This is a genomic window from Stenotrophomonas sp. STEN020, from assembly GCF_056760195.1.
This window is the reverse complement of sequence record NZ_JBRREI010000051.1, coordinates 1-15,956: the sequence shown is the minus strand read 5'-3', so window position 1 is coordinate 15,956 and position 15,956 is coordinate 1. Positions and strand designations below refer to the sequence as shown.

The following is a 15,956-nucleotide window of genomic DNA, read 5'->3' as shown; positions in this document are numbered from 1 at the left end:
TCTCGGTGGTACGCGGTGAATCCGTCGGGCTTACGCCGGGTTATAGCATCCGTTGCGGCCGGGTGGCCGCAGCGGCTCAAGTGGCTGCGGAAAAACGGTAGCCGGCACCGCGCACGGTCTGCACCATGTTCTCGGCGCCAAAGGGTTCCAGCGTCTTGCGCAGGCGGCGGATATGCACGTCGATGGTGCGTTCTTCCACATACACGCTGCCGCCCCAGACATGGTCCAGCAGCTGCGAGCGGGTGTAGACGCGCTCCGGATGGGTCATGAAGAAATGCAGCAGGCGGTATTCGGTGGGGCCGATCGGCACCGGTACATCGCCGGCGAAGACGCGATGGGCGGCGCCATCGATGCGGATGTTGCCAACGCCGACACTGCCGTCTTCGTCATCGTCGCGGGTGCGACGCATCACCGCACGGATGCGTGCCAGCAGTTCGCGTGCCGAGAACGGCTTGACCACATAGTCGTCGACGCCTGCTTCCAGGCCGCCGACGCGATCATTTTCTTCACCGCGAGCGGTGAGCATGATGATCGGCACGTCGCGGGTGAGGACTTCCTTGCGCCAGCGGCGGGCAAGCTCCAGCCCGCTGGTACCCGGCAGCATCCAATCCAGCAGGATCATGTCCGGTACCCGGTCGGCAATGGCGGTCTGCGCTTCGAGTGCGTCGCCGGCATGGACCGGGTCGTACTCACCCTTGCGCAGGGCAAAGGCGACCATGTCACGGATCGCGGGTTCGTCATCGACAATCAGGATACGTTTCTGCACGTGGCGTCTACCGGAATGCCCATCAATAAGGGATGTGCTCAGTAGACTACGGTTTGATGACGGGTTTGTGACATGGATGGAGGGTAAACCCGGCAATTTGTCGCGGGCAGGTTCACTTTCGTGACATTTCCGGGTCGTGCACGCCGAGCCGGCGCATTTCCAGCACGGTCGGCATGATCGACTCGATGCGGGCATCCACCCGAGCGCGGCTCACGTAGTCCAGGCCAGGTTGCTTGAGCAGGGCCTGGAACTGGATCAGCGCCTGTTCCGGCCGCCCATTCAAATAAGCGGCCTCGGCATAGGCTTCGCTGGCGCGGGTGCTGTCGCCGGCCAGTTCACTGGCGCGGGCGAAGGTGGCCTGGAATACCGGGTCGTCGCTGGAACGAGCCAGCAGTGGCCGCAGCATGGCCTGCGCGCGCTGGCCGGCGGCGACGCCGCCCTGTTCATTCAGCAACTGCGCATAGGTCAGGGCCACCGGTCGGCTCTGTGGCAGGCGCTTGAGCAGGGCGTCGAAGCGCTTGTTGGCGTCTTCGTGGCGACCGCTGCGTGATTCGGCCTCGCCCACAGCCAGATTCACCCACAGGTTGTCCGGGTATTCCTGCAGCAGTTGCTGCAGTTCCGGTAGTGCCTGGGCAACGCCGCCAGCGCCGCCGTCACGCAGCCGGGCGATGGCTACGCCGTAGCGTTGTGCATCGGAGAGCCCATTCTTCTGGCTGCGTTTGAGGCCTTCGTATTCGCGTACCAGTTCCGACGGGGTTGGCGCACTGAGCACGCGCAGGCGCTCGCGGGCCCAGTCGAACAGGCCGGTGGGGCCGCGTGGCAGGCTGTTGTCGGGCAGTGACAGCTGCAGGCCAGCCGGTAGCAGCGGGTTACCGCCGCTCAGCGGGCTGCTGCTGGTATCCGGTGCGGACGGGTTGACTCGCTCCTGCAGGACCCCGGTCGGGGTCTGCGTGGTCAGCAGGACGGTGTCCTTCTTCATCTGCTCGGCGCGGGCCTTGGCTTCGCTGATGCGGGTGATGTTGACCGGGTGGGTGCGCAGGAAGTCCGGTGTGGAATAGCCGCCCTCGTTGCCGCGCATTGCTGCCGACATGCGTTCGAAGAAGCCGGCCATCGCGTCCACGTCATAGCCGCTGCGCGACAGGGTGCGGATGCCGAGGCGGTCGGCCTCGGATTCGTTGGAGCGGGTGAAGTTGATCTGGCGCTGCTGCATCAGCCCCATGCCGGAGGTGATCGCGGCCATGGTCGCATCGCCCGAGGAGTTGCCGCCGGCCTGCTGGGCGGCGATTACCGCCGCCAGCATGCCGAGCAGGATCGGAATCTGGTCGCGCTGGGCGCGCTCCACTCCGCGCAGCACATGCTGCTGGGTGACGTGGGCGATTTCGTGCGACAGCACCGCGGCCACCTCGTCCTCGCGCTCGGCAGTGAGCACCAGGCCGGCGTTCATGCCGATGTAGCCGCCCAATGTGGCAAACGCATTGATCTGGCGGTCCTTCATCATGAAGAACGTGTACTTCTGCTGTGGCTGGGCGCTGTTGGAACCCAGTCGTGTACCCATGGTACTGAGCCAGTCGTTCACCAGCGGGTCGTCCAGCAGGTAGCCGTAGTTGCGCAGTTCGCGCAGCATCATGCCGCCGTACTCCGCCTGCCGTGCCGGGGTCAGCAGCTCGCCGGCCGACGAACCGATGTCGGGCAGTTTGCTTTCATCGGCATGGGACAGCGGGGTGGCCAAGGCCAGGGCCAAACTAGTGGCGATAGCGGTGGCAAGCAGCAGGTTGCGCAAGCGGTGACTCCGGGTAGTGGCAGGGCGGAGGATGACGGGGAAGCGGGGCGCGGGTGTGAAGCACAGGTTAACCCGCTGTGTTCTGCCGGTGGCATCGAAAATCCGCGCGACCGGTACCATATATAGACAATGTTTCCACTCAGGAGTTTCGTTGTGACAACCTCATCCAGCGCCGGTGCACCGGAAATCACCATTTACTCCACCGCCGTCTGCCCGTACTGCGTAGCGGCCAAGAATTTCCTGAAGAGCAAGAACCAGTCGTGGACCGAGGTCCGGATCGACCTGGACCCGACCGCGCGCGAGAAGATGATGTCGCTGACCAAGCGCACCAGCGTGCCGCAGATTTTCGTCGGCGATGTTCATGTGGGCGGTTATGACGACATGATCGCGCTGCATCGCGAAGGCAAGCTGGAGCCGCTGCTGGCCGGGCAGGGCGCATGAGCGCCGACAACGAAAAGGACCGCCTGGCTGAATTCACTGAATTCCGCCAGCGCATGAACCAGCGCATCCTGGCCGAACCGAACCAAGTGGTGCGGCGCTTCTTCGCGCTCGATACCCAGACCTATCAGGCCGGCGCGCTGGATGTGAAGACCAAGGAGCTGCTGGGCCTGGTGGCCTCGATGGTGCTGCGCTGCGATGACTGCATCAGCTACCACGTGGCCCAGTGCAAAGAGGCCGGAGTCAGCCGTGAAGAGTTCTTTGAGACCTTCTCGGTAGGTCTGGTGGTGGGTGGCTCGATCGTCATCCCGCACCTGCGGCGGGCGGTGGATTTCCTTGACCAGCTGGAGAACGGGGCCGCCCAGGCGCCGGCCGGGCACGAGCACAGCTGAACCCCAGACCTTCGTCCAGTTGGGGCTGGCGCGGCTGATCAGGCATAATTGACAGTTGAAACCTTTTCAATCGCGCCGGGTTCCGGGCAGCCGGATGGCGCATTCCTCCTCCCTGTTCGGAATACCTAGAAATGACGCAGACAATCACCGTCATCCGCGGCGATGGCATCGGCCCGGAAATCATGGACGCCACCCTGTTCGTGCTGGACAAGCTGGGCGCTGGCCTGAGCTATGAGTTCGCCGACGCCGGCCTGGCCGCGCTGGAAAAGCATGGTGAGCTGATCCCGGCTTCCACCCTGGAATCGATCAAGAAGAACAAGGTCGCCCTGAAGAGCCCGCTGACCACGCCGGTCGGTGGTGGTTTCAGCTCGATCAACGTTGCCCTGCGTCGCCAGTTCGACCTGTACGCCAACGTGCGCCCGGCCATCTCGTTCCCGAACACCAAGTCGCGCTACGAGAACATCAACATGATCACGGTGCGTGAGAACACCGAAGGCGCCTACCTGGCCGAAGGCCAGGAAGTGTCGGCCGACGGCGAGACCGCGTTCTCCGGTACCCGCATCACCCGCAAGGGCTCCGAGCGCATCGTGCGTTACGCCTTCGAGCTGGCCAAGAGCACCGGCCGCAAGAAGGTCACCGCCGTGCACAAGGCCAACATCATCAAGTCGACCTCGGGCCTGTTCCTGGACGTGGCGCGCGAAGTTGCAGCCAAGTACCCGGAAATCGAGTTCCAGGAAATGATCGTCGACAACGCCTGCATGCAGCTGGTGATGCGTCCGGAGCAGTTCGACATCATCGTCACCACCAACCTGTTCGGCGACATCATCTCCGACCTGTGCGCTGGTCTGGTAGGCGGTCTGGGCCTGGCTCCGGGTGCCAACATCGGCGTTGACGCGGCCATCTTTGAAGCCGTGCACGGCACCGCGCCGGACATCGCTGGTCAGGGCAAGGCCAACCCGGTCGCGCTGCTGCTGGGCGCTGCACAGATGCTGGACCACGTCGGCCAGCCGGAAAATGCCGAGCGCCTGCGCAAGGCCATCGTTGCCACGATGGAAGCCAAGGATTCGCTGACCGGCGACCTGGGCGGCACCGGCTCCACCATGGGCTTCGCCCAGGCCATCGCCAGCCGCCTCTGAGTGCAGCTGCGGTAGTTGCTGGTACAAAAAACGGAGCGCGAAAGCGCTCCGTTTTTGTTGATGTAGTGCCGAGCCATGCTCGGCAGGGGCTTTCCCAGGATCGTACCCGGATGTAGCGCCGAGCCATGCTCGGCAGGGGCGTTTTCGGTAATGCCACAGCCGAGCATGGCTCGGCACTACAAACAGCAAGGGCGCCCAATGGGCGCCCTTGCATACAACCTGCAGCAACCGCCTCAGTTACGCGATTGCAGCTTCGACAGCAGGCGCAGGAACTCGATGTACAGCCACACTAGGGTGACCATCAGGCCGAACGCGCCGTACCACTCCATGTACTTCGGTGCGCCGGCTTCCACGCCGCTTTCGATGAAGTCGAAATCCAGCACCAGGTTCAGCGCGGCGATCACCACCACGAACAGGCTGAAGCCGATGCCGATCAGGCCCGAGCCGTGGATGTAGGGGATGTTGATGTTGAACAAACCCAGCACGATCGTCGCCAGGTACACCAGGGCGATACCGCCGGTGGCTGCCACCACACCCAGCTTGAAGTTCTCGGTGGCCTTGATCAGGCCGCTGCGGTAGGCAAACAGCAGGGCGAACAGCGTGCCGAAGGTCAGCAGCACTGCCTGGAACACGATGCCGTTGAAGCGCACTTCATAGACCGCCGAGATCGAGCCGAGGAACAGACCTTCGGCCAGTGCATACAGTGGCGCGCTGACCGGTGCCCAGGTCTTCTTGAAGATGGTCACCATCGACAGTATGAAGCCGACGATCAGGCCGCCCCACATGTAGAACTTTGCCGCCGGCAGCAACTCGCCGCTGTCACTGATGGTGCCGTTCCATGCGAACGCAGCAGTCAATGCGGCCAACAACAGCAGGAATCCGGTTTTGTTGACGGTGCCATTGATGGTCATCGCATCGGCGCCGCGTGACACCACGCTGCCGCTGCCAAGGTCGAGGAAAGTGGTGTCGGAAAGGGCAGGGTTGCCGCTGCGCATGCAATGCTCCGTTGCTATGAAGTGGGCGGGAATTGGACGCCAGCATACCCAATTCAAATTAAATGAAATTTACCGTTGACAGGTTGGTGCGTTTTTCCCACAATAGCCGACCTTTCCGGGGTATCGGGAAGAGATTCACCGCCGGGGTATAGCGCAGTCTGGTAGCGCGCCTGCTTTGGGAGCAGGATGTCGGGGGTTCGAATCCCTCTACCCCGACCATCCAACTCACCAAGTGCGTGTTGGAGTGCGACAATCCGGTCAGAGCGCCCGTAGCTCAACTGGATAGAGCACCGGCCTTCTAAGCCGGCGGTTACAGGTTCGATTCCTGTCGGGCGCACCAATCGGTGCAAGCGGTAGGTGAGTAAGGTTTCAGTGGTGGCTGTAGCTCAGTTGGTTAGAGTACCGGATTGTGATTCCGGTGGTCGGGGGTTCGAATCCCCTCAGCCACCCCACTGTTTCAACGGCATCGGAGTGAAATCCGGGCTTGCAATAAAGGTCAGGTTGCGGCATTATTCGCCTCCTGATTTTCAGGGCTGTTAGCTCAGTTGGTAGAGCAGTTGACTCTTAATCAATAGGTCCAAGGTTCGAATCCTTGACAGCCCACCAAATCAAGAAAGCCGTTGGAGCAATCCAGCGGCGTTCTCTTTTTATGTAAGCCCGGTGTTTTGGGCGGGTGCATGAAACACTCTTGTAGTGTAGTATTCACCTCGAAGTTTCAGGGCTGTTAGCTCAGTTGGTAGAGCAGTTGACTCTTAATCAATAGGTCCAAGGTTCGAATCCTTGACAGCCCACCAAATTTGAAAGCCGCTGGAGAAATCTGGCGGCTTTTTTCTTAGCAGGGCGGCATGCCGCCTGGTCATTGTTCAGACGCTGATGGTTGGTCCAGCGCGCAGACGCGCCTGGCTTCCGCTTTGCCGGCGCTCCTGCAACAATGCTGCGCTGAGTCAGTATTGCGAAAGTGGCGGAATTGGTAGACGCCCTGGATTTAGGTTCCAGTGCCGCAAGGCGTGGGGGTTCGAGTCCCCCCTTTCGCACCAGTCAGTGGTGTTCTCTGCCCGCTGCGGGCCTTTTCAGACAACCTGTATGGGTCTGCCCGCTGGCGGCCACGGGCGATATCGGCCAAACTAAAGGGCTGCGGTGCATAACCGCGCCCTACAACCGTTTCATCCATCACATCGAACCGGCGCGGTTGCCGCCGGTGGCAGGAGTCAACATGCAAGCTTCGATCGAATCCACCGGCAATCTGGAACGCCGCCTGAGCTTCTCGCTGCCGGAAGAGCGTCTGCAGGGGCATATCAGCGGCCGTCTGGGCGAAATCGCGCGTACCGCGCGCATCAAGGGTTTCCGTCCGGGCAAAGTGCCGGCCAAGGTGATCGAACAGCGTTTTGGCCCGCAGGTGCGTGCCGAGGCGCTGGACGGCCTGCTGCGCGAGACCTTTGACGCCGCCCTGCGCCAGCACGAGCTGCGCATTGCCGGTAACCCGCGCATCGACAAAGCCGGCGAAGGCGAGTTCGACTTCGTTGCCACCGTTGAGCTGATCCCGGATTTCGGCGACGTCGACGTCACCAAGCTGACCGTCGTGCGCCACAGCGCCGAGATCAGCGACGCCGACATCGACCAGATGATCGAAAACCTGCGCGCCCAGCGCCGCACCTGGAAGCCGGTTGCACGCGGCGCCCAGGAAGGCGATCTGGTCGGCCTGGAAACCTGGTCGCAGGCTGGCGACGAGCGTCTGCCGGCTGAGGGTGTCGAGAAGGGCACCATCATCATCGGCCAGGGCATGATGTTCGAGCAGATCGAAAAGGGCCTGATCGGCCTGGCCAAGGGTGAAGAAAAGACCCTGGACGTCGAGTTCCCGGCTGACTGGCGCGTGCCGGCGCTGGCTGGCAAGACCGTGCAGGTCACCGTCAAGGTCGTCGAAGTGTCCGAGCAGGACATGCCGGAAGTCGACACCGCCTTCATCAAGAGCTTCGGCGTGAAGAACGGCGACGTGGAGCAGTTCCGCGCTGACATCCGCTCCAACCTCGAGCGCGAGCTCAAGGGCGCGCTGATGAACCGTCTGCGTCGTGAAGTGGGCGAGCAGCTGATTGCCGCCTATTCCTCGGTCGAGCTGCCGCCGCGTCTGGTCGAGGGTGAAGCCCGCTCGATGCTGGCCCAGCAGATCGATGCGATCCGTCGTCAGGGCGGCAACCCGGGCGAAGTGCCGGCCGATGCCCACGAAGGCTTCAAGGACGCCGCTTCCAAGCGCGTGCTGGTCGGCCTGCTGGTCGGTGAAGTGGCCCGCAAGAACGAGCTGCGCCTGGACCCGAAGCGCCTGAACGAAACCATGCGCCTGATCGCTTCGACCTACGAAGAGCCGGAGCAGGTCATTGAGATGTACCGCAATGATCCCCAGCTTATGGCTGGCCTGCAGAACCGTGTGATGGAAGAGCAGGTGATTGACTGGATCGCCGAGCGTGCCCAGCACACCGAGCAGGCCTTGACGTTCCAGGAAGCCATCCGCCAGTAAGCTGGCGGTGTTTCATCCCCGCGCCACGGCGCGGGGAGTTCCCTCCCAAAATAGGTGCCTCACGTAATGGACAACCGAACCAAAGCTCTGAACATGGTTCCGATGGTGGTCGAACAGACCAGCCGCGGCGAGCGCGCCTACGATATCTATTCGCGCCTGCTCAAAGAGCGCCTGATCTTCCTGGTCGGTCCGATCGACGACCACATGGCGAACGTTGTGGTCGCGCAGCTGCTGTTCCTTGAATCGGAGAACCCGGAAAAGGAAATCAGCATCTACATCAACTCGCCGGGTGGCGTGGTCACGGCTGGCATGGCGATCTACGACACCATGCAGTACATCAAGCCGGACGTGAGCACCACCTGCATCGGCCAGGCCGCCTCGATGGGCGCGCTGCTGCTGGCTGCCGGTGCGCCGGGCAAGCGCTTCGCGCTGCCGAACTCGCGCGTGATGATCCACCAGCCGCTCGGCGGCTACCAGGGCCAGGCCACGGACATCGACATCCACGCCCGTGAAATCCTGACCCTGCGTTCGCGCCTGAACGAAGTGCTGGCCAAGCACACCGGCCAGGACCTGGAGACGATCGCCCGCGATACCGAGCGTGACAACTTCAAGAGCGCGGCTGAAGCTGCGGCTTACGGCCTGGTGGACCAGGTGCTGGAGCGCCGTCCGGAAGAGAGCATCCAGGCCTCCTGATGCGTTGAACGGCCAGAAAAACGGCCTGATTTTGCAGGGTCGGAACCGGACTGGTGTCCCTCCGGCCCTGTGCTATTCTCGAATTTGAACCCCCTGTTCAGAGGGGGAAGCAACTGGGTAAGCGAAGCATGAGCGAAGACCGGCAAGGTCGTACCGGGGACAGCAGTGGCAAGATTCTGTACTGCTCGTTCTGCGGCAAGAGTCAGCACGAAGTTCGTAAGCTGATCGCAGGCCCGAGCGTGTTCATCTGTGATGAATGCGTGGAGCTGTGCAACGACATCATCCGTGAGGAACTTGAGGAAAAGGCGCAGTCGGCGCGCAGTTCGCTGCCCAAGCCGCGCGAGATCCTCGAGGTGCTCGACCAGTACGTGATTGGCCAGAACCGCGCCAAGCGCACGCTGGCGGTGGCGGTGTACAACCACTACAAGCGCATCGAGAGTCGTTCCAAGAGCGACGACGTCGAGCTGTCCAAGTCCAACATCCTGCTGGTCGGCCCGACCGGTTCGGGCAAGACGCTGCTGGCCGAAACGCTGGCGCGGCTGCTCAACGTACCGTTCACCATGGCCGATGCGACCACCCTGACCGAAGCCGGTTACGTGGGTGAGGATGTGGAAAACATCATCCAGAAGCTGCTGCAGAAGTGCGACTACGACGTCGAGAAGGCACAGCAGGGCATCGTCTACATCGATGAAATCGACAAGATCTCGCGCAAGAGCGAGAACCCGTCGATCACCCGCGACGTGTCCGGCGAAGGCGTACAGCAGGCCCTGCTGAAGCTGATCGAAGGCACGGTGGCCAGCGTTCCGCCGCAGGGCGGCCGCAAGCACCCGCAGCAGGAATTCCTGCAAGTCGACACCAAGAACATCCTGTTCATCTGCGGCGGCGCGTTCGCCGGTCTGGACAAGGTGATCCAGGCCCGTTCCACCGCCACCAGCAGCATTGGTTTCGGTGCCAAGGTGAAGAGCGCCGAGCGCAAGCAGGAAATTGGCAAGGTGCTGGCCGAAGTCGAGCCGGAAGATCTGATCAAGTTCGGCCTGATTCCGGAGTTCGTTGGCCGCCTGCCGGTGGTTGCGACCCTGGAAGAACTGGACGAGCCAGCCTTGATCCAGATCCTGACCGAGCCCAAGAACGCCATCACCAAGCAGTTCAAGAAGCTGTTCGAGATGGAGAACGTGGAGCTGGAGTTCCGCCCCGATGCGCTGTCGGCCATCGCCAAGAAGGCGCTCAAGCGCAAGACCGGCGCCCGTGGCCTGCGCACCATCGTCGAGTCGGTGCTGCTGGACACCATGTACGAGCTGCCCTCGCAGGAAAACGTCAGCAAGGTGGTCGTGGACGAGTCGGTCATCGAGAACAAATCCGAGCCGTACATCGTCTACCAGACCCCGCCGGAACCGGTCAAAACCGCCTCTGGCGAGTGAACCCGGGCGAACTGAGGTGAATAGGCGGTTGCGCCGCTCACGTTCAGCTTTCGACAGCTCTTGCAACACCTCGCCGATGGCCCCATAACGGGGCCATCGGCTTTTTTATTTAGCCTCCACCGAATCTCGGAGCCCCCATGGCCCAGTCCCAACTCGAAGTTCTCGACCTGCCGGTCCTGCCGCTGCGCGACGTGGTGGTGTTCCCGCACATGGTCATCCCCCTGTTCGTGGGCCGCGACAAGTCCATGCAGGCGCTGGAGCGCGCGATGGAGGCCGACAAGCGCATCCTGCTGCTGGCGCAGAAGTCGGCTGAAACCGACGACCCGGCGGCCGCCGACCTGTACACCGTCGGCACCCTGGCGCAGGTACTGCAATTGCTGAAGCTGCCTGACGGCACCATCAAGGTGCTGGTCGAAGGCCTGTCGCGCGTTGCCGTGGACAAGGTCTATGAGCAGGACGGCTCGCTGCAGGGCCATGGCATGGAAATCGAATCGGACGAATCGCGCGAGCCGCGTGAGATCGAGGCGATTGCCCGTTCGCTGATGTCGCTGTTCGAGCAGTACGTCAAGACCAACCGCAAGCTGCCGCCGGAGTTGTTGCAGACCCTGGCCGGCATCGAGGAGCCGGCGCGGCTGGCCGATACCATCGCCGCGCATATCGGCGTGCGCCTGGCCGACAAGCAGAAGCTGCTGGAGACCCTGCAGGTCGGCGACAGGCTGGAAATGCTGGTCGGCCTGGTCGACGGCGAAATCGATGTGCAGCAGCTGGAGAAGCGCATCCGCGGCCGCGTCAAATCGCAGATGGAGAAGAGCCAGCGCGAGTACTACCTCAACGAGCAGATGAAGGCCATCCAGAAAGAACTGGGTGACCTGGATGAAGCGCCGGGTGAGATGGAAGAACTGGCGCGCAAGATCGCCGAAGCCGGCATGCCCAAGCCGGTCGAGACCAAGGCCAAGAACGAGCTCAACAAGCTCAAGCAGATGTCGCCGATGTCGGCCGAAGCCGCTGTTGTGCGCAACTATCTTGAGTGGCTGCTGGGCGTGCCGTGGAAGAAGCGCACCAAGGTCCGCAAGGATCTGAAGGTCGCCCAGGACACGCTGGACGCCGACCACTACGGCCTGGACAAGGTCAAGGATCGCATCCTTGAATACCTTGCCGTGCAGGCGCGCGTGAAGCAGATGAAGGGCCCGATCCTGTGCCTGGTCGGCCCGCCGGGCGTGGGCAAGACCTCGTTGGGTCAGTCCATCGCCAAGGCCACCAATCGCAAGTTCGTGCGCATGAGCCTTGGTGGCGTGCGTGACGAAGCCGAGATCCGTGGCCATCGCCGTACCTATGTCGGTTCCATGCCGGGCCGCATCGTGCAGAACCTCAACAAGGTCGGCAGCAAGAACCCGCTGTTCGTACTGGATGAGATCGACAAGATGTCGATGGACTTCCGCGGCGACCCGTCCTCGGCGCTGCTTGAAGTGCTGGACCCGGAACAGAACAACGCTTTCAACGATCACTACCTCGAGGTCGATCTGGACCTGAGCGAAGTGATGTTCGTGGCCACCTCCAATTCGCTGAACATTCCGGGCCCGTTGCTGGACCGTATGGAAGTGATCCGCATCCCGGGTTACACCGAGGATGAGAAGCTCAACATCGCCATGCGCTACCTGCTCAGCAAGCAGCTCAAGGCCAATGGCCTGAAGGCGGAAGAGCTGGCAATCGAAGAAGATGCCATCCGCGGCATCGTGCGTTATTACACCCGCGAATCCGGCGTGCGTAACCTCGAGCGCGAGATCGCCAAGATCTGCCGCAAGGTAGTGAAGGAGATTGCCTTGGCCGGCCCGCAGCCGGTGAAGAAGGCTGCCGCCAAGAAGTCGGCCAAGAAGCCGAAGGCGCTGGTGGTTGTGGACGCGAAGAACCTGGACAAGTACCTGGGCGTGCAGCGTTTCGACTTCGGCCGTGCCGAGGAAGAAAACGAGATCGGCCTGGTCACTGGTTTGGCCTGGACCGAAGTCGGCGGCGAGCTGCTGCAGGTTGAGTCGACGCTGATCCCGGGCAAGGGCGCGGTGACGCTTACCGGCCAGCTCGGCAATGTGATGAAGGAATCGGCCACGGCCGCCTTGTCGGTGGTGCGCGCGCGCGCCGAAGCACTCGGCATCGATGTGGATTTCCTGCAGAAGCACGACGTCCACCTGCACGTGCCCGATGGCGCCACCCCGAAGGACGGCCCCAGCGCCGGCATCGCGATGGTGACTTCGCTGGTGTCCACACTGACCAAGGTGCCGGTCAAGGCCGAAGTGGCGATGACCGGTGAGATCACCCTGCGTGGTCGCGTTACTGCGATCGGTGGTCTGAAGGAGAAGCTGCTGGCCGCGCTGCGCGGCGGCATCCGTACCGTGGTCATCCCCGAAGAGAACCGCAAGGATCTGGTGGATATCCCGGCCAATGTCACCCGCGACCTGACCATCGTGCCGGTGAAGTGGATCGACGAAGTGCTGGATATCGCGCTGGCAACACCGCTGGCGCCGAAGAAAGCAGGCAAAAGTGCGCAGCGTGTCGCAGTTCGCGGCAAGGCGAAGGCAGCTCCCACCGCGCGCGTCAAGCACTGAAATGTGAACGTAAAACCCCTCAAAACCCGCGTCATTAAAGGCTTTTCAGCTTGCGCGGGTAGGGGGGCGCTGGTATAAAAGTGCGACTCACGCAGCAGTAGTTTTTTGCTGGCGTGTTTGCAGGTTCTTCGGCAGTCGTGCGTCTTGGGGACGTACGGGTGCCACTCAATAATTCCGCGGATTACCGCAAAGGGAGTTTTACAGAATGAACAAGACCGAATTGATTGATGGCGTTGCCGGTGCTGCTGACCTGACCAAGGCTGAAGCTGGCCGTGCGGTTGATGCCGTCATCGCCGAGATCACCAAGGCCCTGAAGAAGGGTGAGGCCGTGACTCTGGTGGGCTTCGGTACGTTCCAGGTTCGTGAGCGCGCCGCGCGCACCGGCCGTAACCCGAAGACCGGCGAAGAGATCAAAATCGCTGCTGCAAAAAATCCTGCCTTCAAGGCTGGTAAAGCTCTGAAAGACGCTGTAAACTAAGCGGCTCAGCTGGGGTGCTTAGCTCAGCGGTAGAGCGTCTCCCTTACACGGAGAGGGTCGGGGGTTCGAAACCCTCAGCACCCACCAAGTTAAGCATTGCAGTACAGTTTGAAAGTGTGGAGCGGTAGTTCAGTTGGTTAGAATGCTGGCCTGTCACGCCGGAGGTCGCGGGTTCGAGTCCCGTCCGCTCCGCCAGTTTCAAATTGGCCCCTGACAAAATCGGGGGCCTTGTTTTCTCAAACTCCACAAGAGGGAGGGAAAACTAAAAAATTAAATGTGGAGCGGTAGTTCAGTTGGTTAGAATGCTGGCCTGTCACGCCGGAGGTCGCGGGTTCGAGTCCCGTCCGCTCCGCCATTTAATCAAGTCGCTCTTCGGAGTGCGCGCCCCGGGCAACCGGTGGTGGTCGAGTCAAGTGTGGAGCGGTAGTTCAGTTGGTTAGAATGCTGGCCTGTCACGCCGGAGGTCGCGGGTTCGAGTCCCGTCCGCTCCGCCAGATGTCTCAAAGCCCTCGGCGCAAGCCGGGGGCTTTTTTTTGGTCCGCTATTGGCAGCGGCCGAGTTGGGCGCGGGGCAGGAAGCGGGTTAAACTGCCCGGCTCGCCACTCAGGCCTCGATTTGCCCATGCTGCAGAAACTTCGCGACAAGACCTCAGGCTGGATCGTTACGGTGATCATGGGCCTGTTGATGATCCCGTTCCTGTTTGTGATCGACAACAGCTACCTCGGTGGCGTCGGCGCACAGAACGTTGCCAAAGTGTCGGCCCCGCCGTCGTGGTGGACCTCGGCACCTTCATGGTGGCCGGTGTCGTTCCTTTGGAACCACCACGAAGTCAGCGTCGAGGACTTCCGTGCCCGTTTTGAACAGGCACGCATGCAGGCGCGTGAGCAGCAGGGCGACAACTTCGACCCGCGCGAATTTGAAACCACCGAAAACAAGCGCCTCGTGCTCGATCAGCTGATCGACGAGCAGGTGGTGCGCCTGGCCGCCGAAGGCGCGCATATCGTCATCGGCGACAAGGCCGTGCGTGACTACATCGCTGCGATTCCTGCGTTCCAGAAGGACGGCAAGTTCGATCCGGACCAGTACCGCTTGGCGCTTGCGCAGAGCATGCCGCCGCGTACGCCGGCGATGTTCGAGCAGTTGGTGCGTACCAGCCTGCAGCAGTCGATCATTCCGTCGGCGCTGGCCGGCTCGGGCTTCACCACCAAGGGTGAGAGCGAGCGTCTGCTGAAACTGCTGGGCGAAACCCGCGACGTGGAATTCGCACTGTTGCCGGTCGTTGCCGCGGATACTGCCGCAGTCAGTGATGCCGAGATCGACCAGTGGTACAAGGCGCATCCGAAGGACTTCCGCCAGCCGGAAAGCGTCACCATCGAATACGTCGAACTCAATGCTGCCAGCATGCCGGCAGCGACGGCGGCTGACGAAGCTACCCTGCGTCAGCGCTATGAAGACGAGAAGGCGCGTTTTGTCAGCGCCGATCAGCGTCTGGCTTCGCACATCCTGATTGCCAAGGGCAGCGATGAGAAGGCGGCCGAGGCCAAGGCTGCCAAGCTGGCAGCGGAAGCCAAGCAGCCGGGTGCCGATTTCGCTGCACTGGCCAAGGCCAACTCGGAAGATCCGGGCTCCAAGGATTCCGGTGGCGACCTGGGTTGGGTTGAGAAGGGCGTGATGGTCAAGCCGTTCGAAGACGCGTTGTTCGCCATGAAGGCCGGCGACGTGGTTGGCCCGGTCAAGACCGAGTTCGGCTACCACGTGCTGAAGCTGCGCGAGATCAAGGGTGGCGAAGGCCGTCCGTTCGAGGAAGTGCGTGACCAACTGGCTGCCGAGCAGCTGCAGGCCGATACCGAGAAGGCATTCAACGAACTGAGCGGTCGCCTGGTGGACCTGGTTTACAAGAACCCGACCGAGCTGGGTGGCGCAGCCAAGGAAGTTGGCCTGCCGGTGCAGAGCCTTGGCCCGTTCAACCGTGGCACCGCCAGCGGCATCGCCGCCAATCCGGCGGTGCTGAAGGCCGTGTTCTCCGACGCACTGAAGGAAGACGGTACGGTCAGCGACCCGATCGAACTGGCTCCGAACCACACTGTCATGGTCCGCGTCACCGCACACACGCCGGAGCAGGCGATTCCGCTTGCGCAGGCGCGTGAGCAGGTGATTGCCGCGGTACGTGCGCACCGTTCCGAAGAAGCCTCGAAGAAGGCTGCTGACGCGTTGCTGGCCAAGTTGAATGCTGGCGAGACGCTGCAGGCATTGGCTGGCAGTGAGCAGCTGCAGTTGCTGCCGATGCCGGGCCTGCCGCGCACGGCGCCAATGCCGACCGCTGAAGCCAACCGCGCTGCGTTCACGGTGGCGGCTCCGGTTGGTGACAAGCCGAGCTATGGCAAGGTCGAGATGGAGCCGGGCCGCTATGCCGTGTTTGCGGTCACCAAGGTGACCCCGGGCAACCCGGCCGAAGTGCCGGAAGCGCAGCAGGCCATGCTCAAGGACCAGCTGAGCCAGATCGACGGCGCCGCTGCAGCCAAGGCCTATGTCGATGGCATGCGCAAGCGCTACAAGGTGCAGGTGCAGGAATCCCAGCTCTGAGCATCTGAGCCTGCAACAAACAAAAGCCCGGCGAAAGCCGGGCTTTTTATTGTGTAGTGGGGGGGGGGGGGGGGGGGGGGGGGGGGGGGGGGGGGGGGGGGGGGGGGTTTTGGTGGGGGGGGGGGGGGGGGGGGGGGGGGGGCGGGGGGGGCGAGGCGGGGCCGCGCGGCG

Annotated in this window: 12 protein-coding genes and 10 tRNA genes; 19 read left to right on the top strand and 3 right to left on the bottom strand. The window is 62.4% G+C overall.

Going from position 1 to position 15,956, the window contains the following annotated elements:
- Positions 1–76: 76 nt before the first annotated feature.
- Both phoB and ACVOLZ_RS17695 read right to left on the bottom strand, forming a co-directional pair.
- Complete coding sequence (phoB, locus tag ACVOLZ_RS17700) at positions 77–766, bottom strand: phosphate regulon transcriptional regulator PhoB (protein WP_282269705.1); 690 nt, start codon at positions 764–766, stop codon at positions 77–79.
- A 112-nt stretch (positions 767–878) separates the two neighbouring features.
- A complete protein-coding gene (locus ACVOLZ_RS17695) occupies positions 879–2,546 on the bottom strand; it encodes a M48 family metalloprotease (protein ID WP_481517254.1) in 1,668 nt (555 codons plus the stop codon).
- A 153-nt stretch (positions 2,547–2,699) separates the two neighbouring features.
- On the opposite strand from ACVOLZ_RS17695, the gene grxC reads away from it, so the two are divergent.
- The 3 genes from grxC to ACVOLZ_RS17680 all read left to right on the top strand — a co-directional run bounded on the left by grxC (position 2,700) and on the right by ACVOLZ_RS17680 (position 4,512).
- The gene (gene grxC / locus ACVOLZ_RS17690) at positions 2,700–2,987 is read left to right on the top strand and encodes a glutaredoxin 3 (RefSeq protein WP_481517253.1); all 288 of its coding nucleotides are present in this window, start codon (positions 2,700–2,702) and stop codon (positions 2,985–2,987) included.
- On the top strand, positions 2,984–3,376 hold the full coding sequence (locus ACVOLZ_RS17685) for a carboxymuconolactone decarboxylase family protein (protein WP_481517252.1): 393 nt from the start codon (positions 2,984–2,986) through the stop codon (positions 3,374–3,376). Before grxC ends, ACVOLZ_RS17685 begins: the two co-directional genes overlap by 4 nt.
- A 131-nt stretch (positions 3,377–3,507) precedes the next feature.
- Positions 3,508–4,512, top strand: a complete 1,005-nt coding sequence (locus ACVOLZ_RS17680) for an isocitrate dehydrogenase (RefSeq protein ID WP_481517251.1) — start codon at positions 3,508–3,510, stop codon at positions 4,510–4,512.
- A 233-nt stretch (positions 4,513–4,745) separates the two neighbouring features.
- Here the strand turns inward: ACVOLZ_RS17680 and ACVOLZ_RS17675 are convergent, their stop codons facing one another.
- Positions 4,746–5,507, bottom strand: a complete 762-nt coding sequence (locus ACVOLZ_RS17675) for a Bax inhibitor-1/YccA family protein (RefSeq protein ID WP_481513480.1) — start codon at positions 5,505–5,507, stop codon at positions 4,746–4,748.
- 142 nt (positions 5,508–5,649) lie between these two features.
- Between ACVOLZ_RS17675 and ACVOLZ_RS17670 the strand changes: the two genes are divergently transcribed.
- From ACVOLZ_RS17670 to ACVOLZ_RS17595, 16 genes are all read left to right on the top strand, one after another.
- Positions 5,650–5,726: transfer RNA gene (locus tag ACVOLZ_RS17670), tRNA-Pro, on the top strand.
- A gap of 44 nt (positions 5,727–5,770) precedes the next feature.
- Positions 5,771–5,847: transfer RNA gene (locus ACVOLZ_RS17665), tRNA-Arg, on the top strand.
- A gap of 35 nt (positions 5,848–5,882) precedes the next feature.
- Positions 5,883–5,959: transfer RNA gene (locus ACVOLZ_RS17660), tRNA-His, on the top strand.
- Positions 5,960–6,037: 78 nt separating this feature from the next.
- Positions 6,038–6,113: transfer RNA gene (locus tag ACVOLZ_RS17655), tRNA-Lys, on the top strand.
- 112 nt (positions 6,114–6,225) lie between these two features.
- Positions 6,226–6,301, top strand: a tRNA-Lys gene (locus ACVOLZ_RS17650).
- Between the two features lie 158 nt (positions 6,302–6,459).
- A tRNA-Leu gene (locus tag ACVOLZ_RS17645) sits at positions 6,460–6,544 on the top strand.
- A 176-nt stretch (positions 6,545–6,720) separates the two neighbouring features.
- Positions 6,721–8,016, top strand: coding sequence for a trigger factor (gene tig, locus ACVOLZ_RS17640; RefSeq protein ID WP_481517250.1), 1,296 nt, complete (start codon positions 6,721–6,723; stop codon positions 8,014–8,016).
- A gap of 66 nt (positions 8,017–8,082) precedes the next feature.
- Entirely contained in the window at positions 8,083–8,709 is a 627-nt protein-coding gene (gene clpP / locus ACVOLZ_RS17635; RefSeq protein WP_057629317.1) for an ATP-dependent Clp endopeptidase proteolytic subunit ClpP, read from the top strand.
- A 128-nt stretch (positions 8,710–8,837) separates the two neighbouring features.
- A complete protein-coding gene (gene clpX, locus ACVOLZ_RS17630; protein WP_481517249.1) occupies positions 8,838–10,127 on the top strand; it encodes an ATP-dependent Clp protease ATP-binding subunit ClpX in 1,290 nt (429 codons plus the stop codon).
- Between the two features lie 137 nt (positions 10,128–10,264).
- A complete protein-coding gene (gene lon / locus ACVOLZ_RS17625) occupies positions 10,265–12,724 on the top strand; it encodes an endopeptidase La (protein ID WP_481517248.1) in 2,460 nt (819 codons plus the stop codon).
- 205 nt (positions 12,725–12,929) lie between these two features.
- Positions 12,930–13,202: an HU family DNA-binding protein gene (locus ACVOLZ_RS17620; RefSeq protein ID WP_481513476.1), complete on the top strand. Its 273-nt coding sequence runs from the start codon at positions 12,930–12,932 to the stop codon at positions 13,200–13,202.
- 12 nt (positions 13,203–13,214) lie between these two features.
- Positions 13,215–13,289: transfer RNA gene (locus tag ACVOLZ_RS17615), tRNA-Val, on the top strand.
- 31 nt (positions 13,290–13,320) lie between these two features.
- Positions 13,321–13,397 (top strand) — tRNA-Asp (locus tag ACVOLZ_RS17610).
- Positions 13,398–13,480: 83 nt separating this feature from the next.
- Positions 13,481–13,557 (top strand) — tRNA-Asp (locus ACVOLZ_RS17605).
- Between the two features lie 62 nt (positions 13,558–13,619).
- Positions 13,620–13,696: transfer RNA gene (locus ACVOLZ_RS17600), tRNA-Asp, on the top strand.
- A gap of 127 nt (positions 13,697–13,823) precedes the next feature.
- A complete protein-coding gene (locus ACVOLZ_RS17595) occupies positions 13,824–15,785 on the top strand; it encodes a peptidyl-prolyl cis-trans isomerase (RefSeq protein ID WP_481517247.1) in 1,962 nt (653 codons plus the stop codon).
- Positions 15,786–15,956 lie beyond the last annotated feature (171 nt).